This window comes from Pseudocolwellia sp. G5-9 (genome assembly GCF_055808995.1).
On sequence record NZ_CM147893.1, the window covers coordinates 3,892,214 to 3,917,150 of the forward strand.

General features: G+C 36.3%; 20 protein-coding genes and 2 tRNA genes. 7 read left to right on the forward strand and 15 right to left on the reverse strand.

From position 1 onward, the window contains the following. Positions 1-129 precede the first annotated feature (129 nt). Entirely contained in the window at positions 130-1,185 is a 1,056-nt protein-coding gene (locus tag AC0L5Q_RS16870; RefSeq protein ID WP_473611790.1) for a sugar phosphate isomerase/epimerase family protein, read from the reverse strand. A gap of 2 nt (positions 1,186-1,187) precedes the next feature. Next, positions 1,188-2,360 carry a Gfo/Idh/MocA family protein gene (locus tag AC0L5Q_RS16875; protein ID WP_473611793.1) on the reverse strand — a complete coding sequence of 391 codons (1,173 nt, stop codon included), beginning with the start codon at positions 2,358-2,360 and terminating at the stop codon, positions 1,188-1,190. 162 nt (positions 2,361-2,522) lie between these two features. Here AC0L5Q_RS16875 and AC0L5Q_RS16880 point away from each other — a divergent pair, with 162 nt between their 5' ends. The 3 genes from AC0L5Q_RS16880 to AC0L5Q_RS16890 all read left to right on the forward strand — a co-directional run bounded on the left by AC0L5Q_RS16880 (position 2,523) and on the right by AC0L5Q_RS16890 (position 4,798). Beyond that, positions 2,523-3,266, forward strand: a complete 744-nt coding sequence (locus AC0L5Q_RS16880; RefSeq protein ID WP_473611796.1) for a helix-turn-helix domain-containing protein — start codon at positions 2,523-2,525, stop codon at positions 3,264-3,266. A gap of 446 nt (positions 3,267-3,712) precedes the next feature. After that, positions 3,713-3,955: a hypothetical protein gene (locus tag AC0L5Q_RS16885; protein WP_473611800.1), complete on the forward strand. Its 243-nt coding sequence runs from the start codon at positions 3,713-3,715 to the stop codon at positions 3,953-3,955. 102 nt (positions 3,956-4,057) lie between these two features. Next, positions 4,058-4,798: a hypothetical protein gene (locus AC0L5Q_RS16890; protein WP_473611804.1), complete on the forward strand. Its 741-nt coding sequence runs from the start codon at positions 4,058-4,060 to the stop codon at positions 4,796-4,798. Between the two features lies 1 nt (position 4,799). Here AC0L5Q_RS16890 and AC0L5Q_RS16895 read toward each other — a convergent pair whose 3' ends face one another. Continuing rightward, complete coding sequence (locus tag AC0L5Q_RS16895; protein WP_473611808.1) at positions 4,800-5,915, reverse strand: oxidoreductase; 1,116 nt, start codon at positions 5,913-5,915, stop codon at positions 4,800-4,802. Positions 5,916-6,031: 116 nt separating this feature from the next. Here AC0L5Q_RS16895 and AC0L5Q_RS16900 point away from each other — a divergent pair, with 116 nt between their 5' ends. Both AC0L5Q_RS16900 and AC0L5Q_RS16905 read left to right on the forward strand, forming a co-directional pair. Further along, positions 6,032-6,352: a winged helix-turn-helix transcriptional regulator gene (locus tag AC0L5Q_RS16900; protein WP_473611812.1), complete on the forward strand. Its 321-nt coding sequence runs from the start codon at positions 6,032-6,034 to the stop codon at positions 6,350-6,352. A gap of 340 nt (positions 6,353-6,692) precedes the next feature. Next, a complete protein-coding gene (locus AC0L5Q_RS16905) occupies positions 6,693-7,424 on the forward strand; it encodes a PEP-CTERM sorting domain-containing protein (protein ID WP_473611816.1) in 732 nt (243 codons plus the stop codon). Positions 7,425-7,534: 110 nt separating this feature from the next. Here AC0L5Q_RS16905 and AC0L5Q_RS16910 read toward each other — a convergent pair whose 3' ends face one another. From AC0L5Q_RS16910 to mutY, 12 genes are all read right to left on the reverse strand, one after another. Next, on the reverse strand, positions 7,535-8,323 hold the full coding sequence (locus tag AC0L5Q_RS16910) for a class I SAM-dependent methyltransferase (RefSeq protein ID WP_473611820.1): 789 nt from the start codon (positions 8,321-8,323) through the stop codon (positions 7,535-7,537). A 140-nt stretch (positions 8,324-8,463) separates the two neighbouring features. Further along, positions 8,464-9,720: a PepSY-associated TM helix domain-containing protein gene (locus AC0L5Q_RS16915; protein WP_473611823.1), complete on the reverse strand. Its 1,257-nt coding sequence runs from the start codon at positions 9,718-9,720 to the stop codon at positions 8,464-8,466. 88 nt (positions 9,721-9,808) lie between these two features. Continuing rightward, complete coding sequence (locus AC0L5Q_RS16920) at positions 9,809-11,947, reverse strand: TonB-dependent siderophore receptor (RefSeq protein WP_473611827.1); 2,139 nt, start codon at positions 11,945-11,947, stop codon at positions 9,809-9,811. A 216-nt stretch (positions 11,948-12,163) separates the two neighbouring features. Beyond that, the gene (locus AC0L5Q_RS16925; protein ID WP_473611831.1) at positions 12,164-14,092 is read right to left on the reverse strand and encodes a putative bifunctional diguanylate cyclase/phosphodiesterase; all 1,929 of its coding nucleotides are present in this window, start codon (positions 14,090-14,092) and stop codon (positions 12,164-12,166) included. A gap of 138 nt (positions 14,093-14,230) precedes the next feature. Then, entirely contained in the window at positions 14,231-14,950 is a 720-nt protein-coding gene (locus AC0L5Q_RS16930) for a hypothetical protein (protein ID WP_473611835.1), read from the reverse strand. Between the two features lie 95 nt (positions 14,951-15,045). Further along, positions 15,046-16,515 (reverse strand): serine hydrolase domain-containing protein, encoded by a 1,470-nt coding sequence (locus tag AC0L5Q_RS16935; protein ID WP_473611839.1) that lies wholly within the window; start codon positions 16,513-16,515, stop codon positions 15,046-15,048. A gap of 560 nt (positions 16,516-17,075) precedes the next feature. Then, a complete protein-coding gene (locus AC0L5Q_RS16940) occupies positions 17,076-19,745 on the reverse strand; it encodes a DUF7133 domain-containing protein (RefSeq protein WP_473611845.1) in 2,670 nt (889 codons plus the stop codon). 298 nt (positions 19,746-20,043) lie between these two features. Beyond that, the gene (locus AC0L5Q_RS16945) at positions 20,044-21,000 is read right to left on the reverse strand and encodes a restriction endonuclease (protein WP_473611852.1); all 957 of its coding nucleotides are present in this window, start codon (positions 20,998-21,000) and stop codon (positions 20,044-20,046) included. Positions 21,001-21,430: 430 nt separating this feature from the next. Beyond that, a tRNA-Thr gene (locus tag AC0L5Q_RS16950) sits at positions 21,431-21,506 on the reverse strand. Positions 21,507-21,608: 102 nt separating this feature from the next. Beyond that, positions 21,609-21,684: transfer RNA gene (locus AC0L5Q_RS16955), tRNA-Phe, on the reverse strand. A 190-nt stretch (positions 21,685-21,874) separates the two neighbouring features. After that, positions 21,875-22,147, reverse strand: coding sequence for an oxidative damage protection protein (locus AC0L5Q_RS16960; RefSeq protein ID WP_076419522.1), 273 nt, complete (start codon positions 22,145-22,147; stop codon positions 21,875-21,877). Between the two features lie 29 nt (positions 22,148-22,176). Beyond that, entirely contained in the window at positions 22,177-23,268 is a 1,092-nt protein-coding gene (mutY, locus tag AC0L5Q_RS16965) for an A/G-specific adenine glycosylase (RefSeq protein WP_473611862.1), read from the reverse strand. A gap of 473 nt (positions 23,269-23,741) precedes the next feature. Here mutY and AC0L5Q_RS16970 point away from each other — a divergent pair, with 473 nt between their 5' ends. Both AC0L5Q_RS16970 and trmB read left to right on the forward strand, forming a co-directional pair. Next, positions 23,742-24,083 (forward strand): 50S ribosome-binding protein YggL, encoded by a 342-nt coding sequence (locus tag AC0L5Q_RS16970; RefSeq protein WP_473611866.1) that lies wholly within the window; start codon positions 23,742-23,744, stop codon positions 24,081-24,083. Positions 24,084-24,151: 68 nt separating this feature from the next. Further along, positions 24,152-24,880 (forward strand): tRNA (guanosine(46)-N7)-methyltransferase TrmB, encoded by a 729-nt coding sequence (gene trmB / locus AC0L5Q_RS16975; RefSeq protein WP_473611870.1) that lies wholly within the window; start codon positions 24,152-24,154, stop codon positions 24,878-24,880. The last annotated feature ends 57 nt before the right edge of the window (positions 24,881-24,937 follow it).

Here is a 24,937-nt window from a genome sequence, read left to right on the forward strand (position 1 = left end):
GAAGAAAGTGAGTATAGCCAAAATAGCTGTACTGATTTTGTATTTATAAGGTTAATACTTGACGTTGACCAAATCCTTTTTTTGATGAGCATTTGGTCAACGTTATGGCTGTTATTAAGTTATAACTTATTATTTAATACCAAGAATTTTATTGTTAAGTACTTCATCAGCCCCCATGCCTGCAAAATCGTCAAAGGCTCTTTCGGTAGGGCGAATTAAATGTTTATTAACAAAATCTACACCTTCGCGTGCGCCATCTAAAGGATGCTTAATACAACATTCCCATTCAATTACCGCCCAACCATCAAAGCCGTGTTGAGTCAGCTTACTAAATATACCGTTGAAATCTACTTGTCCATCGCCTAACGATCTAAAGCGTCCTGGTCTATCTATCCAGCTTTGGTAGCCACCGTAAACACCACTTCGACCTGAAGGATTAAATTCAGCATCTTTTACATGAAACGCTTTAATGCGCTCGTGATAAATATCGATAAAAGCGAGGTAATCCAGCTGTTGCAGCACAAAGTGACTTGGATCATACAAAATGTTTGCTCTAGGGTGATTGCCTGTTGCTTCTAAAAAGCGTTCAAAGGTTACACCGTCATGTAAATCTTCTCCTGGGTGCAATTCGTAACAAACATCAACACCAGCGTCATCAAACGCATTTAATATGGGTAACCAACGGCCAGCAAGTTCTTTAAACCCTTGTTCTACTAAACCTTGAGGGCGTTGTGGCCACGGATACATAGTGTGCCATAGCAAAGCACCTGAAAAACTAGCATGGCCTTGTAAGCCTAATCTTTGACTCGCTTTTGCTGCTGCCATCATTTGGTTAACAGCCCATTGTGTGCGAGCGGCGGGGTTATTTTTTACTTCATCAGGAGCAAAGCTATCAAACATTTGATCGTAGGCAGGGTTTACAGCTACTAATTGGCCTTGCAAGTGCGTTGAAAGCTCGGTGATCACTAAGCCATGTTCAGCTGCTATGCCGGTAATTTCATCACAATAAACTTGGCTATCTGCTGCTTTTAGTAGGTCAAATAATCGACCGTCCCAACTTGGAACTTGTATACCTTTAAAGCCTAAACCACTGGCCCATTGGCAAATTTCAGTAAAATTATTAAACGGTGATTCATTACCTGCAAATTGTGCAAGAAATATAGCAGGGCCTTTTATTTGTTTCATATTTATTCCTCTATACTAAAGTCAGACCATTTAGTGTCTTCATTACTGGCTGATACAGCGTTACTAATAAATGCCATACCTCGTATTGCTTCATGTATTCCGGGTACGTCAAAACTTTCGTTGTCGCATGTTGCACCTGCATTAAATGCAGTAATTTGACGAGTAAAGTTCATATAAATATTCGCGAAAGCTTCTAAGTAGCCTTCAGGATGACCTGCTGGCGTGCGTATCGCTTGTTGAGCTGCTGGGCAAAGTTCACCTACACCTGTGCGAATAAGTTGTGTTGGCTCAGTATTACTACGTAACCATAAGCTATTAGGTTCTTGCTGAGACCAATCTATACTGGCATGTTCGCCATAAATACGTAGGCGTAAATTGTTTTCTTCACCCACGGCTATTTGGCTCGCCATTAATACACCTTTACAGCCATTATTAAATCGTAATAATACGGTGCCATCGTCATCGAGTGTTCTACCCTCTACAACTGAATTTAAATCTGAACAAAGTTGAGTGATTTGTAAGCCTGATACATATTCAGCCAAATTAGCCGCATGTACGCCTATGTCGCCCATACAACAACTAATACCAGATTGCTTAGCATTTAAACGCCAACTTGCTTGTTTACTGCCTTCATCTTCTTTTGAAGCTAACCAGCCTTGGCTGTATTCAACGACTATTTTACGTACAGCACCTAACTTTCCTGTAGCGACTAAATGACGAGCTTGTTTAACTAAAGGATAACCATTGTATGTATGAGTTAAACCGTAAAGGCGGCCTGTTTTTTCAACCACTTTACTTAGCGATAACGCTTCAGCTAAGTTGAGGGTGGCAGGTTTGTCTGAAAGTACATGAAAGCCATATTCCATTGCCATTTTAGCAATAGGGTAATGTAGGTGGTTTGGAGTAACGATTGCAAAAAAATCAACTTTTTCATCTGTAGGACGCTGAGACTCTAGCTCAAACATTTGTTGATAATTTGAATAACAGCGGTCTGCTGCAATGTGTAAACTTAGGCCTGAAGACAAACTCTTTTCAGAGCTTGAACTAAATGCTCCACAAACGAGATCTATTTTACCATCCATAAAAGCAGCAATTCGATGAACAGCTCCAATAAAAGCACCTTCACCGCCACCGATCATACCCATTCGTATTTTTCTATTTGAACTATTTACCATTCCAACTCCAACGAGTAATGAATTAACGTTTAATTAAGTCTATTAAAATTAGAGAAAATAGCAGTAGTATGAAATCGGTTTTTAATGTAATAATTTCGGCGTTTAGACTATCTTTGTAACTACTGTTAGTATGTTCAATCAGTGAATTCTATAGAAAATAATATGTCGACAGAACAACAATCTATAAAACCCACAGAAAAACAACAAATACTTCAAATGTTTAACTTGTTGCCAGATGTTTTGTTCTGGTTAAAAGATATAAACAGCCGAATAGAGTATGCAAATACAGTGTATTTAGAGCAAATTGGAGTTAAAAGCTTAGAACATGCATTAGGGAAAACAGACTATGATTTTTTCCCACCTCATATCGCTAAACAGTTTATTACCGACGACAAAAAGGTCATGAATGGAGAGCTTATTACCGATAGGCTAGAACTAAATTCAGACAAACAAGGCAATATTGCTTGGTTTTTAACCTCTAAACGTCCGATATTTGATGATCAAGGTAATATCACTGGTTCGTACGGTATTACACGACATTTAGAGAAAAACTCGCAAGTATTGTCAGATATTCAAGCGATTAATGCGCCAGTGAATTTTATTAAAGAGAACTTTAAGTCTGATATTAAAATTCAACAACTTGCTGATGCCGCATGTTTATCGGTAAGTGCACTAGAACGTCGATTCAAAAAATATTTAATGAAAACGCCTAAGCAGTTAATTAATCAAATACGTTTAGAGCATGCAAGACGATTATTGATTGAAACTCAATTACCTATTTCGGAAGTAGCTTATCAGTCAGGTTTTATTGAACATAGTTACTTTAGTAAACAGTTTAGATTATTGTTTGATGAACAACCCTCAGAAGTAAGAAGCCAAAATCAATCAATGAATGTGCAGCTATAATCTTTATACCCGTTATCATTCAAGATGCAGGTTTCAGTGGGAACTAAAAACAATTTAGGCACAGATTTTACGTTCCAAACAAAATATAAGGTCTACATCCATGTATGCAAGGCATTAAGTTTACGTCATGGTTATTCTCGGTAACTGCTCCTGCGTTACCCTAATGTCCTACATCCGTGTAGGAACCTGACTAAAGTTAATAACGTAGCATAAATTGTTTTTAGACCCATCGAAGAAGCGCTTGAGCAAAATCACTTCATCAACAATGATTTTTATAAGGGGACGACCATTATTGCAAAGCATTGCCTTGAATTGATATCGCTCAAGCACTCTGAAATAGCCTCTTGATTGGTAACGGGTATATACCAAGTCATAAAATTGTAATCATACATCGTTAGACTTCGCGGGTATTCTAATTATGAGTTCTTTGAACTAACGCTTTATCTATGAAAACTTCATTATCATCTATCCCTTTGCTGTCGCAAGCGTTACGTAAATATATACGTGGCCTTGTACACCAAGAAGGTGATGTAGACGATATATTACATGGCATTTATTTGAAAATGTCAGACTCTGAACACGCAATCAAACATCCTCAACAAAACGCAAAACGAGTTGCTAAAAATATTGAGCTCGATAAACATCCATTTAATCAATACGCAGAAATATTTCGAAATTCTAAGTTGTGAAAAAGACGCTCAAATTTAAGGCGAAACGTAGCGAAGATTAACTTCAACTAAGGAATGGTAATTGCTTTAGGTTTACACACGTCAATTTTTTGTTGAAAACCTATGATCAACAACATTAATTTATTCAACAGTTTATTTAATACTGGCCCAGCCTTATCGTCTAACACATCTGAAGTTGATGACATTGTTGCTGCACATATACAAGATGTTACAGTTAATACGGAAGATACGTCGAGTGATAGTCCAAACTTGTATTTGAGTACGCGAGCACAAAAAATAAGCTCATTAAGTAATGAATTTTTTGGGCAAGGAGGACTCAATTTTGAGGACGTAGACTCATTAAAAGAGCGTGTTTATCAACTCGGGCTAATTTCGAAAGAAGAATATGCCAATTTAACTCATACCCAATTGTCTGATGAAGAATTAGCGGCATCAAAAGATCTATCCAGCCAAAATCTTGCCTCTTTTATTGGTGACTTTTTAGAACGTTTAAATGCAGCTAACGTCGATGAAGTTGTGAATGCTGACAACGCAGATAATGATGAAGAAACAGAAGAAGAAAGTGAAACACTTACCGCTTTAAAAAGTGCATTATCGCAGGCAAAAACAATTTTAATTGATGTAGAAGAAGCAAAAAAAGACCCTGAATTTAAAGAGTCTTTGACGAATTCACTTTCTCTATTAACAGAGGTGATAAATACCAACGCTTTTGAAATTATGCCGCTCGATGACAAAGTAGGTTTAAGTAAAGTTTATCAAGCGCTTGAGATAGTTGATAAAATATCACCGCAAAGACTCACTAACGATAAACTTAATCGTTACATGCAAGTCGCGTTTGAGTGATTTACTCGGCATTTGTACTTTCTTCCCATTTAAATTGTTCTTCAATGGTTACGCCTTCAGCAAACATGTTAGGGTTAAAAGGAGTTATGGCAATATCGTTTTTTAATCGAGTTGGCCAATCAAAATTAGCCAAAGCTCCAGTGCCTAATGCCACTAAATCTGCATGTTTATTTTGAATTATACGGTTAGCTTCGTTCGGGTTATCTAAACCCCCATTCGCTATAATGGTTAACCCTGTAAGTTCTTTGGCTAATTTAGGTAAACTTTCGCCATTTCGAGTAAGGCATCCATGATTAAAGCCTTTTCCTTCACTTGCCATATGGATGTAATCGACACCCACATTTTTTAAAGCAGTAAAAATAATCTCTCCATCGCTGAGTCCATAAGGCCAAGTGTAGTTGAAGTCGTTTACTTTCCCTTGTGATATGCGAACACCAATAATAAAATTTTCGTGCACTACTTTTTTAATCGATGCAATAATTTCAACGGTTAAACGGCATCTGTTTTCTAAACTTCCGCCATATTGATCTTCTCGTTCATTGGTATAGTCAGTTAAAAACTGGTCAAGTAAATAACCATTGGCGGAATGAACTTCTATTCCATCAAAACCTGCTTTCTCTGCACGCATAGCTGCATTACAAAAGCCATTAATTACCTCATCAATTTCAGATAAATTCATCGCTTGCGGTAAAGGATAATGCCCTTGTTTTTTACTGTAACCTTCTAACATTCGTCTTATCGGTTGAATAGACGATGGGCCGCGCGTATTCGATAAATGTTGAGACAAAGCTCCTGCGTGCATCAGTTGCATTATAATTTTTCCACCAGCGGCATGAGTTGAATGAGTTATATTTTCCCAGCCTTTTTGCTGTTCATCATTTGTAATACCTGGTTGGTTCGGATATGACTGTGAAAACGTTCGATCAGTGTATGTACCTTCCGTTATTATTAGTCCGAAATCACCTTTGGCATAACGTTGATAATATTTTTCCATTTGTTGGGTGGGTATGCCATCGCCCTTCGTACTAACGCGAGTCATGGGAGCAACAACGGTTTTGTTTTTAAGTGCTAGTTGTTTAATTGCTGTGTTTTCTAAAATTAATGTTTTGTTAAGCATTGACGTTAATCTCTGTGATTGATGAGTTTGATTAGCTTAACGTAATGGTTTCTTTTTTATAAGAATGCACATTTTTGTGCTATACATACATTTTGTATACTGTAATGAGGTAAATTATGCCTAAAATATTAAAAGATGCTTGTCCAACTGAAACTGCATTGGATCTTATTGGTGGTAAATGGAAAGGGATGATTTTGTTTTATCTATGTTCTGATACGCGCCGTTTTAATGAACTTATGCGTCTTATTCCTGATATAACGCAACGTATGTTAACGAAACAATTACGTGATTTAGAGGCAAATGGCATTGTGCATCGCGAAGTGTATCCTCAAGTTCCCCCAAAAGTAGAATACTCTTTAACAGACCTAGGTAATACGCTTGAACCTGTTGTTAGAGAATTAGAAAAATGGGGGGATAGATATTTGAGAGCGTTGTGAGTTCTGAATACAAAAGTTATTAATTTTAACATAATAAACAATGTAGGTATTATTTGGATTTATCATCTTTTATTTTAAATCAACCGATTGGAAATATATTATCTCGAATTAAGATTAATGTACTGAGTGTTATTGGTATATATGTCTTTATTTGGAGAAGAAGCTAATGTCACGTTTTTTTACAAAAAGTAACGTTGAAATCTTTGGTAAACTTTTAAGTTGATGAAAGCAAGGTGTTTTTTGTTATTGGCTTAATATTTGCTGCCATTAAATTAAAATGGTTGCAACCATTAGTTTAAAAATAAGTGTAAATCATAAAAGGTAACTAAAGGGGGAATATATGAAATTTTTAAAAGTCGTATTAATTTTATCTGTTACATCATTTGCGAATATGGCAAGTGCGGGATTAGTTTTTTATACATCAGATCCTTCAAGTAATTCGGTAAATTGGACTTCTGACGTATTAGCTGATGGGTATCAAATTAATAATAATGTAAACTTTGACTCACATGCCCTTGGTTTACTAGATTCAGGTTTATATCTTGGTTCTGATGGCATATCAATTACCTCTACTGGATCTAATAATCAAACTATTAAAGATGGTGCTGGTGTTATTGATGGGAACATTATTGGTGCTATTCCTGGTGAAGGTGTTCATCAAAGTTCAAAATATTTAGAGATAAATAACACTGGCGTTTTAACATTAAGTTTTACAAGTGGAGCCTTTGCTGCAGGTATAGGTACATTTGATGTTTGGACAGGAGGTGACTTTACTATTTCAGTTTTTTCAGGGGTTAATGGTACTGGTTCACTTTTAGGTTCTTTATCTGGTGTTGCAGAAGGTTTAAACTTCCAAAACTTAGGTACGTTTTTCATGGGGGTTAAAACCGATGATGGCTCAAAATTTGGTTCTATAGCCTTTGACTTTAGTGCTGATGGTAATGATGATATAGGTTACGATGATATTCTATTTGCATCAAATTCACTTCAGGTTTCAGTCCCAGAGCCGTCAACACTTGTTATTTTTGCATTAGGTGTATTTGTTTTAACAACACGTAAATTACAAAAATAATGTCATTTACTTTTAAATAGTCGTTTTACACAAAGCACCAAACATCATTTTGGTGCTTTTTTTTAAATAAATTTTAGTATTCAAATGAAACTTGAGTAGCGCGAAGTATGCTACCGTTCAATATCCCTCAGCCACTGCTGTTCAAACAATGCCATTTGTTGATGCCTTTTACTAGCAATATGGTTTGTTCTATCTTGTTCGGTATGAAATGGGCCAACTCGACAGCCACTACAATAATGTTTACGTAGGTACTTGGGCATAGTTAGTTTGTTATCAAGCTCAGTAGCTATTAGGCGACTAAATACATGAGTAATACCTTGTGTGTCTTTCACGTGTTTATCTCGGTCAACATTTCTTATTTTATAACCAGGAAAGTTTTCTATTTCAAAGGGTATATAGCCAAGGTAATTAATATCGGTATTTAGCGTTAATGCTTGCTCAATATTCCATTGTCTATAGGGCTTTACATCTTTTGAGGTAATAAAAGCGAGTTGCGCGCCATTACTATCTAAAAACTCATTAAAACAATGTAATAGATACTGGCGAAGTAAACGACGATGTAAGGTATTCATACTCACGTTAGCACACTGTTGCTGATAATCTTCAGCGGAGTTGAATGCAGGTATTAGCGGAAATTGAAAAATAACCACATCAAATTGTTGTTTGTTTAGTTGTTCCCATGTTTGCTTGTTAGTTACATCAAAACCCGTAAGTACTTCGCATCTTTGAGCCTGTAATTGCTGAAAATGCTCTTCGCCGTATTTAGCTGTTAGCGAGGCATAGTCATCAAAAATAGTCGCTGTTAACGCTTTTGGACAATAATTTTTTAATAAAGAACAAGAAAACGATAAATCACCGTCTCCTATGGTTAATATGCGCCAAGCTGGATTGATGTACATAGAATCTTAAATTACAGAAAAACATTATTGTAGCGCTTATTGTAAGCGATAATACCGTGTTTTTGGAGAGAATCAGGCTTTTTTAATAAAACCTAATTCTTAATGACAACGGGTACAAAGGTGTAAATCAGTAGAATTGCTCAATTAATTATTGGTATAAGAAAGTCACAAATTATTAGATAGCTACAGGCTAGTATTAAGGCCATGCTAGGCCATTTTACCCAATGAGATTTAGTCCATAAAATACGTAAGCCACTTATATTATCAAGTGTTATCAAAGCGCTAGTTTGTCTTAATCTTAGTAAATACATATAAACACCTGTTAAGCTAAGCAAGGATAATGCGAGACCAAATCCAAACCATACGTAACGATATACCCAACTAGAAAAAGTGCCAAAATGCAATGGATCGGCAGCTTCAGATATCCGAAAGTGCCAATTTAGATCTTCTCCCTTGATTCCTCCTAGATAAGCTCCGCTAAAAGCATCAAATATTTTATTATTAGCTCTGTCTCTCACTAGTATTGCATGTTCTTGTCCTGCTATTTCGATGATATTTTTTTTAGTTATAAACCGTATTTGGTTAATAACGTACTTAGGATAATTGTTACGCATATATTGAATGGTATTGGATAGTGCTAGCGGTGAAGGCTGAGCATGGCGTTCAGACTGATGAGCAACTGTCGTTTTTACAATTTCATCATAACGAGCTGCACCACCCCAGCGTTCAATTAAATACCATACACCTGTAATACTAATAACAAGAAGGAACCACATACTCCATAAACCAACAATTTTATGTAGTTCAGACCAAAACTTACGTTTTTTCCCCGCTGCTTTACTTTTAACTTTGATTTGTGATGAGTTTGATGGCCACTTTATTCTCTTAAACGAAAAAAAATAGCGCCACCAATGTCGATAAGTATAAAGAGAGGTAATAAATATAAAAAACATAACTAAGCCAAAAAGGCCTACTATGGTTATACCGAGTTGAGTTTCTAACATTAAGTGGCGATGTACTTGTCGGAATAGGCGTTGCCAATTTAACCATCTACCTTGCCCTGTTATTTTATGGGTATAGGCGTCGAGATAAATTCTAAATCGATCACCTTGGCTATCGCGGGCAATAACTTCGATGTTATGCCACGGCATAGGAGGGCGATGAATGCTTAATATTTGTGCTTTAGGCACACTTTTATTGACAGAATTTAGTAAGGCTGGCCAATCTAAATTTTGTTTTTGGGTTAAATGCTTCTCTGCACGAATTGATGGGTTTGCTAACCAATCCATATCAGTAGAAATAGTCGCAAAAGTACCTGTTAATAAAATAAAGGAAAGCAGCAAGCTTAAATGAAAGCCTGCCCAGTGATGCAGCGAAAACCAATCTTTTTGTTTCATAAAACGATGTGTACTACTTTCTGTGAATAGCGACTTTTAAAGTAAAACGGGATGGTATCAAATTAATTGTTGAGCCATCCCAAAAGCATTAGAACTGATAGGTTAATTGAGCAATAACTTTTCTAGGGCTACCAGGGAAGTGGCCATTGCGTTCGCTAAAACCACTTACCGCATATTCTTTGTCGAAAAGGTTATCTACGTTAATGCTTAATAGCAATTCATCCCATCGACTTGTCCAGCTCATATCAAACACGGTAAATGGTTTAACTTTTTGACCAGCCAAACTGAGTTGTTCACTGACATAGTTCAAACCAAAAGCGATAGATGAATCAATCGATTCAAGTTCAAATCTATTCCAAAGCCCTACTTGATGACGTGGAGCATTAGCAAATTTGGTACCTTCACCAAAAGTATTTGTTATATTGACTCCAGTAACACCCTGAATTACGCGTGTATCGTTATAAGCGTAATTGGCGGTAATGGTCCAATTATCGGTAATATCTCCTACCATGGTTGTTTCAAAACCGTTACTTTCTACTTCGCCTATATTGAGTAGCGCAGGAATACCATCTCCAGTACCTGTGTCGTTAGGGTTTGCCATTACTACATTTTCTTTGTTTATACGATATATAGCAAAGGTATTCATTATTTTGCCATCAAGCCAAAAGTTCTTCATACCTATTTCAGTTTGTTTACCTTTTTCTGGTTGTAAGCTTCCATCGCTAATGACATCTTCTTGATCATTAGCAGAAGTAGGATTAAAGCTTTCTGAATAGTTAATATAAACAGATAAATCGTCTTTAGGTTGATAAGTTAAAGCAGCTCTGGGCGTAACATCATGATCAGAGTAGCTATAACCCGTTTCTTGATTGTATTCTTTAAAGTGATCGTATCTTAGGCCTGCGATTAGTGTCCATTTTTCATTGAACTTTATTACATCTTGTAGATAAATCCCAAAACGGTCTGAGTCGACACCATCACGTTCTTGATCAACTAAGTCATAAGTAGACGGATCAGTTAGTCCATAATTCAGAGTGAATATATTCAAATTCTTTATGCCTGCCGCTTCGTATTTAGCTAAGGCATAATCATATTCTGTATCAACGGTGTGTATATCTGTTCCAAACAATAATTGATGTTCTATATTGCCATTGTTAAGTAAATAGCCGAAATCAGTTGTTAAACTAAGTTCTTTATTCGCGCGATATTGTTTACGGTATTCGCGGCGAATAGTTTGATCGTCTATATTGGCAACGCCATCACCGTTTACATCAACCCAACTACGTGACTCATGATAACCTTGACTTCGCTCGTTATCTAAATAGCGCAAGGTTGAATCGACATAAAAATCGTCAGTAAAATAATGGTTTAACTTAGCTTGAAGCACTAAAGCTTCCATATTTTGATAATCGCCTTTTTCATTGGCATTATAAGAAGGAGGCACAAGGAAGTTGCCGTTGTCATCTACAGGAACGCCACGTAAACGATTGCCACCTAAGTCTTGTTTAATCCAATCAACAGTGGTTGTTAATGTTGTTGCGTCACCTAAATTAAAGGTTAGGCCACCAACAATTTCTGTATTTTTTGCGTCGGCGTTATTTCTAAAGCTGTCTTCTTGCTCGTAAAACCCTCCTAATCGGTAAGCGGTGTCTTCAGTAAGAGCACCTGTCATATCTAACGAGGCACCACGGGTAGCGTAATCACCCAATGTTAACTTAAGTTCACGTTTTTCATTAAAGCTTGGGCTTTTAGTTACGTAGTTGATCATACCTCCAGGTTCACCGCCACCGTATAAAGCTGATGCTGGCCCTTTAAGTACTTCAACTCGAGTTACATTGAATAATTGAGGAACACCAAAACCTGAATAAGGGTCACCTCGAACACCATCGTAAAATACATTGGCATCGTCGCGAAAACCACGGAAAGTAACGCCTGAATAACTAAATTCACTTACCCCTGCAATAGAGCGATAAAGGTCGGTTATGTTTCTTGCTGCTTGATCAATAATAAGTTGTTCGGTTAATACCTGTGCTGATTGAGGTAATTCGAGTAATGACATGTTAGTTTTAGTGCCGATCTTGCTTTCCGTTTCTAAATAGAACTGTTGTGCACGTCCTGTAACTTCTATTTTTTCAATGTCATCCGTGGATTGTTGAGCAGCTAAGTGACCTGAAACAATCAAAGAGGGGAGGGATAAACAAACAGCTAATTTATTTCTTTTAAACATCAAGAATTTCCTAATAATACTACAACATAAAATATTTTCGCAAATGATAACTGTTATCATTCGTGTTTTCAATGTAGATTTTTAATCAAGCCATTGTGGTTACGAGTAGAAGGGATGTTTTTATTGAAAAACGTTAAGGAAGGAGTGAACATGGCTTAAGTTGTATAAGGATAATTAGCTAACGTGCACGGCTGAAAATAAGAATACGAAAATTGTTTAGTTTTCTAAATTTTTCTTTAAATAATCTTGTATATTCTCAATTTCTATCGGTTTAGAGTAATAAAACCCTTGAAAGTAATGAACACCTAATTGTAATAAAGCTTGAGCTTGCTCGTGAGTTTCTATGCCTTCTGCAACAACTAAGAAGTTTAGTTCTGAGGATATATGCATAACGGCAGATATAATTGCTTTACCATTACTGTCTATTTTGTTCACAAAGGATCGATCTATTTTTACTATGTTTACGGCTAAGTCTTGTATGGCTGATAGTGAGGAATATCCCGTACCAAAATCATCAATAGAAACTTCAACTCCTATCGCTTGAAGGCATTTAATTTGATTCGATATAAGGGCTAAGTCGGAAGCGAAAACTGATTCGGTAATTTCTATATGTAGCAATTTGGCAGGTAGTAAGCTGTTAGATAGTGCACTTTCTACAATACAGATAAAGCGTTCATCTTGTAGTTGAAGCACTGAAACATTTACACACACGGCAACTTGTTGCTCGGCATTCCATTTACTGGCTTGTTCGCAGGACTTTCTTAGAATCCATTCGCCTATTTCAATAATTAAACCATATTGTTCAGCAATAGGAATAAATTCATCGGGCGGGATATCTTCATCATTAAGTTGCCAGCGAATAAGTGCTTCAAAGGCTGATATTTTAAGGTTTTTAGATAATACGATAGGTTGAAATACTAACCTGAGTTGATTGAGTGCAATTGCTTGGGTTAATGCATTTTTCAAAAATAGCTCATAACTAAACTTTTTCTCCATTTGCTCAGTAAATATCCCTACAGTCGATCGCATGTGCTTTTTTTGATAATACATAGCCATATCAGCTAATTGGATCAAGCGTTCTTCTGTGGTGGCATGAGTTGGGTAAAGTGCAATGCCTATAGTCGCACCTACAGACAAAACGCTATTTTCAGTATTATGGGGCTCTGAAAGAAGAGTGATTAACTGTTTAGATTTCTCAATTGCGGTAGCTTCAACAGTATCTTCAAATACAATTAAAAATTCATCGCCACCCCAGCGGCATAAAAGCTGATTATCTTGCGTAAATTGGTTAAGACGCTCTGCTGTTTTTCTTAAAATAACATCGCCAGCTTTATGTCCAATAGAATCATTTATTTTTTTAAAGCCGTCTAAATCAATAAACAATAATGCAAAAGGCGTTTTAGAGTGCTCTGTAATAAATTTTAACTTCTCTAAAAAAGCCGTTCTATTGAATAAGTGGGTAAGAGGATCAAGGTTTGAAAGCTCATAAATTTTTTGTGTACGGTGTTTTACTTTTTCTTCCATACGATGAATGAGTACCGAGTTCTCATTTTTTAAAAATAAGGTATGGCGAGTAAAGTTGGCAGATTTTCTTGAAATAATAAACATCACTAAAGCGAAAGATAAGCCCAAAATACCTAATAACTGAAGTGATGATTCTTTTGATAACAGTAAACCTATTGAACCTGGAGCAAGCAGCACGCAAGGATAAAACATAGCGGTAAATTTATGGCCAGCAAGAACAGTAGCAGAACCTCCAGCCATAGCGGCAATTGCAATAATGGTTGTTGTTAGCTGAACATCATTATGTTGTGTTGTGCAATAAACTAAATAAATTGCCCACATAATTGCCGTAATATTAGCGCCAATTGTAAAGTGAGTAATTGATTTCTGGCCATCAAACTCAGTGTTTTCTAATTTTATTTTCCACCATAAAACATCTAAAAACCTTAAAGTAAGCAATGTGAGCATTCCCCACCACCAGACTTTTTTAAGGGGATCAACCTGAGGGTAAGTAAACGCAAAAACAAGAAATGTAGAGGTTAATAAGCTTACAAAAATACCCGCAACAGCATTGCCATACAATAATACGGCAGCATCTTGCTGCATGCGCTTGTTTAATTTTGAATTATTTTTAATTAACAAATGCAGATACTTTTGATTTAGATATTTATATAAGAATAGACTAAATATTAATAACCTGCTTTTATCGTAGCGATTGATTTTTAAATAAAACTAAATAAATTTGATGTAGATAATACTGAATCGATAATCAATTTCAGGCTATTTTTTTATTGAGTTAATATCATTGAAAATCTGCGAAGTAGATACAGCATAATAAGTGGCAATTAAAACAATACGTTGTAATTCATGAGTAACGACTAACGCCTGCTCTTGAAAAATATCACCTATAGCCGGTATGAAAAGAGAGTAGTTGGTTTGATCTACGGCTTGTTGCTTACCTTCAATTTCTATTAAGGCCAATAAAGCGGTAAGTTCGTGAGTGGCTAACGGTGTTAAATTTTTATTGGTAAATAAATAAGCTTCAATAGGAGTTAGGTTTTGCTCATCACGTTGGCACAACCCATCACGTAAAGCGTTATTACTACCAAACAACATCATAGAGCGTAAATAATTAAAGGGCGGCTGACTGCGAGTAGAGAGCACTTTATTGTTAGTAAATAAGTAATGCAGAACATTACGCTGTTGCTGATCTGTTTTTTTAAAGTTATCGCCTATTTGTAACGCTGGCGTGAAAAAGTTTAACGTGCTGCTTGTTTTTATTTTGGTAATAAGCGAATTCGATAAACCTTTGGTTTCAATAAAGCCTGTCGCCAATTGCTGATAATAATCAAAATTAGCGTGCTTTATTTCCCCTTGTTGAAACATAAAAGCTAACTGAGCGGTGTTCTCGGTTTCACTCGAATCTACGTAATGTTGAAGCAAGGCTTTAAGGTCGTTCTTTTGCAATAAGTTGATCAATGTTTGTAAGTGTTGTTGCATGGTTTGCCTTGCTTATATTTTTGTTGGAGACGGTAAAAGTATATCAAAGAATTAATAGGGTGAACTGTCTTACTTGACCGTATTTTAGGTGTAAATTAATATCCATCTTTGATCCCAACTAAATTTCTATGTCTCATGTACACAGATTCTCCATCAGCGTTTTCAGGTAAGAAGGTTATAATAAGCTCTTCATTTTCTATCACAGCAATAAATGTTTTGTCACCAATAGCTGTAAGTGTTTTTTCATAGGGAGCATTGGATGCGTCAAGCTCTGGAATGGTGATATTGAGTTGATCATTTTCTTGATTCACAATAAGCGTAAACTGGCCAATATTAAAATTATATGTTCCTGCATGTTTTTCGTATAGATCAGGGTTTGATTCAGTAACAGGTATAGCTTGAGCAATAGGTAACTCTATAACAGCGTTTAACGCTGTTATCATGCTAGCTTCAAAATTATTGTAAGCACCACTGCTCATTATAGATACAGCAATATTTTTCTCCGGTAATATCCAAAACAAACTCGTATAAGCTGTTGTATTTCCACCATGTTGCCAAACTTTTTCAGGGTACCATTGGTCATTATGCATAAAACCATCATCAACAAAAACGCCATACCCATAATGCATAGGCAATCCAGCAAATTCAGTATTTACTTGAGGTGCGGTAATTTCAGTTCGCAACTGCTCTGATAAAATATTCGAATTTCCGTTAAGTAAAAAATCAGCCATTTTTAATACTTCTGTAGGCGTTGACCACGTTTCAGAACCAGCAGGTGAGGCGACAGGGGTTGCAGGTATTTGATTAATATTATTTATAAATATTTCGTTTACACCGTCTGTTTGAAAGCCTAGCGCATAATCACCATCAGAAATAACTCTATTGCGATTTATCGATGTACGTTGCATTCCTAAAGGTTCAAATACACTTTGCTGCATATGTTCGGTAAAAGATTTATGGCTGAGGTGTTCAATTATCGCACCTAAATACGACCAGTTAGGGTTGCTGTAATTATGGAAAAGTCCCGGTGGATTCATTTGCAAGTTTTGTAAAGGATAAGTAGAGGTCATATATTCAACGAGAGAACTATTAGGCTCACTGCCAATATAATTATCAAGAAATCCACCTTGATGCGTTAATAGGTGCTGAATATTTACATCTTGCCAGCTAAGTGTTTGAGCAGCGGGATATTGAATTTCAGGCAATGTATTTACGAGCTTGTCTTGTGTGCTTAACATACCTTGTTGTATAAATTGTAATGTAGCTAAACCCGTAAACATTTTAGTGGTAGAGCCCATCTGAAAAAGGGTATTTGGAGTAGGGGGCTCTCCGTTACCTTTTATTTTCTCTCCAAAAGCTTCAGCAAAAACGATTTCACCGTTTTGATATATAGCTACCGACACAGCAGCTGCATTATTATTAGCAAGGTCACTTTTTATGGTATCGCGTAGTTGTGTGAATTGAGTTGAGTCATTTATTGGCGTTTGATTCTCTTTCTCTGAATCAGAGCTACCGCAGGCAAAAAGCCCGCAAGTTATAATCATCATACCTAAAAATTTATGCATTATATTTACCTTCAAACTTATGTTAATGGTAAAAGTATATATTTTGGTATGCGTTGAAGTTGTTTGAAAAATGTTTTTGAAATGTTCAAAAGTGTAATGAGGCTATTTATAGTAGTAAGTTGTTTTATTATTTACGGATATTCAACTGAGTGTAACAAATGTAGATATAAAAAAGCCTCAATATTTCTGTTGAGGCTTCGGAATGAATGATGTCGACTGCCAGTGGTTAAACCGCTGGCGACCTACTGATTACAAGGCTGCTACGTGCTATAAGTAAAGCCACTGATTATGCGGGTTAACTATATGAATGATCTATTGGAATACAACAATAGCCCTATGATTTATTGAAAAGATTATCTACTGTTTATCTTATCTAAAATCAAAAGTTCAACATCAACTCTAACCCATCCTACCGAGCAATAAGATAAATGTATCGAGTTAGGAAACTCACCTTATTTTACCTAACTCATTAATTATAATATGTTTCTCTAAAGCACTTCATGAGGGGTTGTGACGTCCTGCCCTGAAATAGCCTCTTGATTAGTAACGGGTATATAAAGTTACTCTATTGGACTACCAAATATATTCAATTCAGTAACAGCCCAAGCCACTTTAGAACTACCATTTTTAAGCGTAAATTTAATAAACTTAGCTTGTTGTCCTAGCGTTTCACTTACTCTAGTTGTACTCTTTTCAATATTTGAATCAACGGTTTTCCAGTTTTTTCCGTCTATAGAGAATGTTAAATCGAAAGCGTTGGCACAGTGATGTTTCCACTTATTACACTCCATCAAAACTTGTGAAATCTGATAAACATTGGGCAGCTCTACCTGCAACCACATACCTATTTCTTGTAAACTTTCGCTTCCCCATTTAGCCCAATCTGCTTTGCCATCAATTAAAGCGTCGAAATTTTTAGGATTATGGCTAGCGCTAAATTTCCATTGAGTTTTATTAGTTAATTCATTCCCGTAGGTTTGGTTTAATTCACTTATTGTCCACGGAGTATTTCTCTTGTTTAAGGCTTTAAGTGTTTTAACGTGATTAGCGGTAACCATGGAAGCTTTGTTATTAAAATTATTTCTAACATACGTTAATACATCAGCTATCCATTGGTCGTCATTTGATGCGATTGAAGCCATTATGCCACCAACATAATTCTTTTCTTCAATAGGCCCCGTTAAGCCATGTAAAACAATACTGCCAAGACTCGCTAAATTACCATTAACACGAGCATTGTTATGAAATGATGGTGCAATTAACTGTTCACCTGCAGGTGTGCCTTTACCGTCTTTGCCATGACAACTTGCACATAATGAATTGTAGTTTTGCGCGCCACGTTTTAACGACATTGCCAATTCTTTGTTGCCTTTAGCTAAAGCAGCCGACTTTTCTTTTTCCATTATCTGATATGTAATCGCCTGATTAATCGCTGCTATGCTTTTATGCTTAGGATATTTAGCCATAATTTGTTTACGGATTTTGCTTTGCTGTGTAGTTGGCGTATCAACATAGAAGGTAGATAAAAATATTTGCTGTGTTAGTTCAATATCGGCTTTTGAAAGCAGTGATTGCCAAACATCAATAATGCTTTTATCTGATTTACTGACCAACTGTTCCGATATTCTTAAAGCTGCGGTACGAACATTACTATCAGTGTCTGAAAAAGATGACACCAATAAATCTTTATCGATTATACCTAGCCCTTCTAATGTCCAAAGCGCATGTAAACGTGCATGGCTATTTTTATGGTTTTTAACTATATTTTTAAGTTCTGGTACAACTGATTTATCTTGTGAAAGCACAATGAGTTTTTGCGCATTAATACGCCACCAATGATTGGCATGCGCTAGGTGTTTGGTTAATTCAATAGGTGTTTCAGCGTACATGTTCGGCTTTGCGCCTAACTTGATTTCAGGCTTAGTTATACGGTAAATTCGGCCACCACCAACGATATCTGCTAAGCCAAATTTATCGATTACCTTTCTTAGAAAGGAACCTTTTTTAGTCCAATTTCCTTCTTGAATAATTCCGCGGTACATATCAACAATATAAAGTGTGCCGTCTGGGCCTGTTTCACTCCAAACTGGGCGAAATGCAGTGTCAGTTGATGCAATAAATTCTTTACGTTCTGCCTGATAAGGATGGCTAATAGTGGTATAACCATCTTTACGTACTACTTCAGCGCGGCGAATTAAGTTGCCTACAGGTTCAGGTGCAATATAGTTTCCATATAACTCAGGCAGTTTATCACCTAAGTAAATATTTTGGCCGGCAATGCCAGTAATATGATTTAAGGTGTCATCTTCTCTTAAACGTTTTGGACCACCTTGTACATCAGGCGTTGTTTCAATCGGAAATACTTCGTTAAAACCCTCAGTTGTTTCACCATTAATAGGAATTATCCCGTAAACACTCGGAAACTGAAAACCAAATACAGGGTTTTCTCCACCAGCGGAAGAATAATAAAAACGTCCGGTTTCATCTTGCCCAAGACCCCATTGTCCTCCGCCGAAGAGTATTTCTTGGCGTGTTACTTTGCCATTTTTTATTCGGTAGCGTTGATTGCTGTAAGTAACATATAACCAGTTATCAATTCCCCAAATTAAACCGCTTGGTTGGTGTTCTAAATTACCGCCGCGAGGACCACCTTTAAAAATGGTGGTGCGTTTATCAGATATACCATCACCATCGAGATCTTCAATTAATAATAAATCAAAGGTATTGGTTTCTCGGGCTAATATTTTTCCATCTTCAAGTGGCAATATCATACGAGGTAAAAGTAAGTTTTCAGCAAATACCGTATAACTATCAACCACACCATCGTTATTAGTATCTTCAAGTCGCTTAATACGACTTACAGGGTTCATTTGCCCTGTACCGTCTGCATCTTGCATATAAGTCAGCATTTCAGCGACATACATTCGGCCTTTACCATCAAAGGTCATTAATACGGGTTCTTCAATGGTTGGTTCATGAGCAACAAGTTCAGTTATAAAACCGTCTTGCACAACTATTTTTTCATGAGATGCTTGTGGCGAAAGGCCAACAATTTTATCTAGATGTTTTTTGTATCCATCGCCATGTTTATGAACTTTTGAACTGTCAGTTTTACTTGGTTTTTCTGATGAATTAGTTGAATGTACGTCTTCACTGTCAGTTGGAGAGTTACAGCCTAGCTGTAAACAAAGGGTTAAATAGAGTAAAGGTCTACTGATTATTCTTATCATAGTTTGGCTCATTTGAATGGTTCATAAAATAGTGAAGAATATTGTTATATTCTAGCGTTAGCTATGCGATGAAAAATATCACATTTATGAGGAAAACGTTATATTTTATTAGTGAAGTCTTATTTTTGTTAGTAACGTGTGGAGTGGGTGAAATAGCTACCTGTAATTAATATGGATTTTAAGCTTTGTTCACTTATGCCACAAAGCGGGCATCAGCAACAGAAAATTAACGGAGCTTTTTTTTGGTCGCTTTGAGCCAACAGTGGACACTTAAATTTAACGTTGCTTTTAGGAAAGCTCAATCTTCTATGGGATTTATTGGTGGTAATGGACTGATAGCGAAAGAACAAATATAATTAGCATCAGGAATGTCTTTAGCATTATTATATCTTTTCAAGTTTCCAATAGAATTAATAAACGAATCATTTCCTAAAAAAATAGTGCCTTTATTATTACATTTATCTATAAGTAATTTAGCTTCATGAATATCATTCAAATAACCAGATAAGTATACTCTCTTAATTTTTAGTCGTATCTCAAAAACATCCAATTCATGTATTACACCTTTATCGTCAGATATTAATGCGGGATTTTCGTTAAAATCATGCTTATATGTTGCAGTTGTATTTTCTTTAAGTGTGGAAGTTTCTTCTCTCGATGTTAAACAAAAATCATTTAAATCATCTGGTTTAATAGTCTGTGTATTCCATAATTTTGGAAGCCATTCGTGTATGCCAATGCCATTTATGGTCGCAATTTGTGAAGTCTTGAATCCTATATATTCATTTGTATCTTCACCACTTCCCGCAATCCTCATACTGCATTCAAGTCCATTTACAACGTGCGTTACTAGCATTACTGGTATAGGTACTTCGATTTTCCATTTTTCTGAACCCGCTTGGTGAGCTGTACACAATGAAATGTTTAGGCGACGAGCTTTGTTTATGGCACTTTTTGAGAAGCCTTTACTTGAAACAATAACACCAGAATTGGCTCTAATATCAATCATTTTTGAATGAAATTCATCTACCTTTGCTACTCCTACCGTCCTTTTATAGTCTTTACATTCAATTACATGCCTAGCTGCATATAATCCAAACTGGTACTCAATAAGTACATCAATCTGACGTTTACCGTCGGGACCATCAATAAATACATCTTGTTTAAGTGTCGCTGATGGGAGGTCTTTTAGATATGATTTATGCAGTTGAGCTACTAATAACTCAAAGTCTTTCCCTGTGTTTTTCTTGACCATATATCAATAAAACCTGTCGCTTAAAATTTATATTTTAAATCTAGCAGAATCTCCATTCCTTTTATACATATATCATATTCTGTGATATTAATTGCCTATATAGCTAAGCTTTTATTATCTATTTTCGCCCTAAGAGGACATTAAATTTTTCTAAAAATAATTTCCGCTATGCGCACCAAGAAGTCTTTAGTTTTTGACCATTTGATAAGGTGTTTCAATTGCTTTTTTAGGTCAACTAATACAACAAAGAACAATAGCTAGTAATTTAAATTAGAGCAGAATAACCAGCCAGTAATTTACCAAACCAACTTTAATATAAAATTACCTAACGATTAATACATCAAACTTGTTTGATAATAATTCATCAATAGGTCAGTTTTTTAATACAAATAAAAAAGCCTCAACATTTCTGTTGAGGCTTCGTTATGAATGGTGCCGACTGCCGGAGTCGAACTGGCGACCTACTGATTACAAGTCAGTTGCTCTACCAACTGAGCTAAGTCGGCACACAAAGCTGTGTGCGATAAATTAATAGTTAACTAATCTATCTTGGCACCGAATAAAGGTTTATTGCTAATAAAAGCTAATTAAACATCTACTCTGTAAAATGGTGCCCCGACCCGGATTTGAACCAGGGACACGAGGATTTTCAATCCTCTGCTCTACCAACTGAGCTATCGGGGCTTTTTCTATTTCTTTCGTCTTTTTGGCTTTGCCTTGAAGACGGGCGCTATTAGACTGTTTTTCTTTTTATCAGTCAACACTTTTTTTATAAAAAAGTGTTGTTTGATTGTTTTTTCTACTTCTTGCTGTCTTAAACGTCTATCTTTAGGTGAAATTTACACAGCAGCTTGTTGGTTCTATATTTTACTGTTTATTTTTTTACAGGAACGTAACCTTCAATTTCTGGTTCTTTTCCTTCAAAAAGAAATTCAATCATGGCTTTTTCTAAAAAAGCACGGTCGTTTGCTTCCATCATGTTCATTTTTTTCTCATTAATTAGCATGATTTGTTTTTTCTGCCAAAGAGTCCATGCTTCTTTACTAATGTTGTCGAAGATTCTTTTACCTACCTCACCTGGGTAAAGTTGATAACCTAATCCTTCGGCTTCTTTGTTTAAGTGTTGACATAAAACGGTGCGGCTCATAATGATGTTCTCTTGGTTAATAAATTTTATTAATACGATTCAAGTGTTAGTTGGGTTATTAGCTTTTTAGTGGAAGCGGCTAATCCTACTGACGATTGTTTGGTTAGATCATACCATTGTTGCTGATCTATTTCGTTTATTTCATATTCTGTTATGGCGCTTATTCTTTCACAATCAACTATTACTGCGGTTATATCTAAATGAAAGTGGCTAAAGGTATGCCTAAATTCAGGTAGTGTTTGTTGGCTTGTGGCCTGTAAGTTTAACTTAGAAAGCAGGGGGGTAATGTTTTCTAACGCCTCAACTTCAACAAAACACCATAATCCGCCCCATATACCTGTAGGCGGGCGCTTTTCCATAAGTACTTTATTGTTAACGCGTGGAATTACCATAATGGTACTTTTTTCTGGCGTTACTTTTTTAGGTTTTTTTTGTGGGTAGTTAGCTTGTTCGTTTAACGAATGTGCTAAACAGCCAGACTGAAGAGGGCATTCGTTACATTTAGGTTTGCTGCGCGTACAAATAAGTGAGCCTAAATCCATCATGGCTTGGTTAAATTGTGCAACCGACTCTTTTGGGGTGAGTACTTCTGCAATAGGCCATAATGCTTTTTCGTACTTTGCTTGGCCGTTATGCCCGTCTACAGTGTAGCATCGCGCTAAAACACGCTTTACGTTGCCGTCGAGTATTGGATGATGCTTATTTAAGGCTAAGCTTAATATAGCGCCTGCGGTTGAGCGGCCAATACCGGGTAATGCTATTACTTCTTCTATTGTTTCTGGAAATTCACCTTGGTATTGCTCAGCCATTATTTTAGCTGCTTTGTGTAAATTTCTTGCGCGAGCGTAATAGCCTAAACCTGTCCAATGGTGAAGTACTTTGTCTTCATCAGCGTTTGCTAAGTGGGTAATAGTAGGAAAGCTTTCCATAAAGCGGTGATAGTAAGGAATTACAGTGGCAACTTGTGTTTGTTGCAACATAACTTCAGAAATCCATACGCGATAAGGGGTTTTGTTTTGTTGCCAAGGTAAGTGTTTTCTACCTTGTTTGTGATACCACTCAACAACTTGTGCGCCAAATTTTTTAGCGGAAGAAGGAGATATTTTTATAGTATTTGTCATAGGGGCGTAAGTGTAGCTAATAATGATGGGTGGCTCAATTTGTTATTGTGTCGCGTAAACGTTAAATAATCTTGCAATAATTTGGTTAACCATTATCCTCTCGCCCATGTACTGTAAATAATGCAGTAAAATACGAAATATTTAGGGGCTGTTGACCTTTGTTTATCATTTGAGCTGAGAGAAAAAATTCTCTTAGACAAGGCAAAAATAATGAAATTCAGTCGTCTAAATGAATTATTTTTAACGCTGTATAAGACAATTTTAGCCTCAGCCCGAAGGGCAATGGCTATTTTAACCTTTAACTTCATTAGAATGCGTTTATTTACGACCACATGGATGTGGAAGGTAGTGCGACGTTTGAACCCAAGCCGAGAACAACTAAACTGCACGCATTCTGCTTTGTTAAAGAGTAAAATAGCCTATTGCTCAAAAATAACACAAAGATCAACAGCCCCTAGAATAACTAAGGAATTATGATGAAAGTTAATGCAAAAAATAGAAACCGTCGTTTACGTAAAAAATTACGTGTTGAAGAGTATCAAGAGTTAGGTTTTGATATTGGCTTTAAATTAGATGAAAAAAGTACTGACGAGCAAGTTGATACATTTATGAATAACTTTTTTGCAGAAATTATTGAACCACAAGGTTTAGGTTTTGGCGGCGAAGGCGATACCTTATGGCATGGTTTAGTTTGTACACAAAAACTAGGTAAATGTACTGAAGAACACCGTAAAAGTGTTGAAAAGTGGTTAACTGATAATGGCGCTACAGCAGTTTCAGTTAGCGAGTTATATGATGTTTGGTGGGCTGTATAGTTACCAAATAAAGATTTATAATATATTTTTAACATACTCATTAATCCTTTAATAAATTAAGAAACGTTATGACTGAACAAAAAAACCATAAAACCATTGAGCAAGCACAGCAAGAAGGCAAGTACATAAGAAAAGTACGTAGCTTTGTTAAGCGAGAAGGTCGATTAACTAACGGCCAAGCGAAAGCTCTTGAGCAATTTTGGGATGTTATGGGGCTTAGTCATAACCAAGGTTTAATTAATCCTGAGGCGTTATTTGGTAATACTAACCCTGTTGTTTTAGAAATAGGTTTTGGTATGGGCAAGTCGTTAGTTGAAATGGCTAAGAACGCGCCTGAATTAAATTACATTGGTATTGAAGTACATAGACCTGGTGTTGGTGCATGTATTTCATTAGCGCAGGAAGAGGGCGTTAATAACCTTAAAGTTTATGAGCATGATGCGATTGAAATTTTAGCTGACTGTATTCCTGACGGTAGCTTAACTACGGTGCAGTTATTTTTCCCTGATCCTTGGCATAAAAAGAAGCATCATAAACGTAGAATTGTACAACCTGAGTTTGTTGAAACTATTCGTCAAAAACTCAAAGTGGGTGGCGTATTTCATATGGCAACCGATTGGGAAAATTACGCTGAATGTATGTTAGAAGATATGAGTACAGCGCCGGGTTATAAAAACTTATCTGAAACGAACGATTATGTGCCTCGTCCTGATTCTCGCCCGTTAACTAAATTTGAGAACCGTGGTCAGCGTTTAGGGCATGGCGTTTGGGATATTCAATTTCAGCGTGTAAATTAGTATAAAATATAATTAACCTGAGTTAGGGTTAATTAGAATAGAATGATAAAAGCTCTT

What these genes read in the sequence shown, in the direction of transcription:
- AC0L5Q_RS16875 (WP_473611793.1), bottom strand. Translation starts at nt 2,360, where the DNA reads ATGGTAAATAGTTCAAATAGAAAAATACGAATGGGTATGATCGGTGGC.
- AC0L5Q_RS16920 (WP_473611827.1), bottom strand. Translation starts at nt 11,947, where the DNA reads ATGTTTAAAAGAAATAAATTAGCTGTTTGTTTATCCCTCCCCTCTTTG.
- AC0L5Q_RS16960 (WP_076419522.1), bottom strand. Translation starts at nt 22,147, where the DNA reads ATGAGCCGCACCGTTTTATGTCAACACTTAAACAAAGAAGCCGAAGGA.
- AC0L5Q_RS16890 (WP_473611804.1), top strand. Translation starts at nt 4,058, where the DNA reads ATGATCAACAACATTAATTTATTCAACAGTTTATTTAATACTGGCCCA.
- trmB (WP_473611870.1), top strand. Translation starts at nt 24,152, where the DNA reads ATGACTGAACAAAAAAACCATAAAACCATTGAGCAAGCACAGCAAGAA.
- AC0L5Q_RS16945 (WP_473611852.1), bottom strand. Translation starts at nt 21,000, where the DNA reads ATGGTCAAGAAAAACACAGGGAAAGACTTTGAGTTATTAGTAGCTCAA.
- AC0L5Q_RS16880 (WP_473611796.1), top strand. Translation starts at nt 2,523, where the DNA reads ATGTCGACAGAACAACAATCTATAAAACCCACAGAAAAACAACAAATA.
- AC0L5Q_RS16870 (WP_473611790.1), bottom strand. Translation starts at nt 1,185, where the DNA reads ATGAAACAAATAAAAGGCCCTGCTATATTTCTTGCACAATTTGCAGGT.
- AC0L5Q_RS16930 (WP_473611835.1), bottom strand. Translation starts at nt 14,950, where the DNA reads ATGCAACAACACTTACAAACATTGATCAACTTATTGCAAAAGAACGAC.
- AC0L5Q_RS16905 (WP_473611816.1), top strand. Translation starts at nt 6,693, where the DNA reads ATGAAATTTTTAAAAGTCGTATTAATTTTATCTGTTACATCATTTGCG.
- AC0L5Q_RS16910 (WP_473611820.1), bottom strand. Translation starts at nt 8,323, where the DNA reads ATGTACATCAATCCAGCTTGGCGCATATTAACCATAGGAGACGGTGAT.
- AC0L5Q_RS16900 (WP_473611812.1), top strand. Translation starts at nt 6,032, where the DNA reads ATGCCTAAAATATTAAAAGATGCTTGTCCAACTGAAACTGCATTGGAT.
- AC0L5Q_RS16970 (WP_473611866.1), top strand. Translation starts at nt 23,742, where the DNA reads ATGATGAAAGTTAATGCAAAAAATAGAAACCGTCGTTTACGTAAAAAA.
- AC0L5Q_RS16935 (WP_473611839.1), bottom strand. Translation starts at nt 16,515, where the DNA reads ATGCATAAATTTTTAGGTATGATGATTATAACTTGCGGGCTTTTTGCC.
- AC0L5Q_RS16885 (WP_473611800.1), top strand. Translation starts at nt 3,713, where the DNA reads ATGAAAACTTCATTATCATCTATCCCTTTGCTGTCGCAAGCGTTACGT.
- mutY (WP_473611862.1), bottom strand. Translation starts at nt 23,268, where the DNA reads ATGACAAATACTATAAAAATATCTCCTTCTTCCGCTAAAAAATTTGGC.
- AC0L5Q_RS16915 (WP_473611823.1), bottom strand. Translation starts at nt 9,720, where the DNA reads ATGAAACAAAAAGATTGGTTTTCGCTGCATCACTGGGCAGGCTTTCAT.
- AC0L5Q_RS16940 (WP_473611845.1), bottom strand. Translation starts at nt 19,745, where the DNA reads ATGATAAGAATAATCAGTAGACCTTTACTCTATTTAACCCTTTGTTTA.
- AC0L5Q_RS16895 (WP_473611808.1), bottom strand. Translation starts at nt 5,915, where the DNA reads ATGCTTAACAAAACATTAATTTTAGAAAACACAGCAATTAAACAACTA.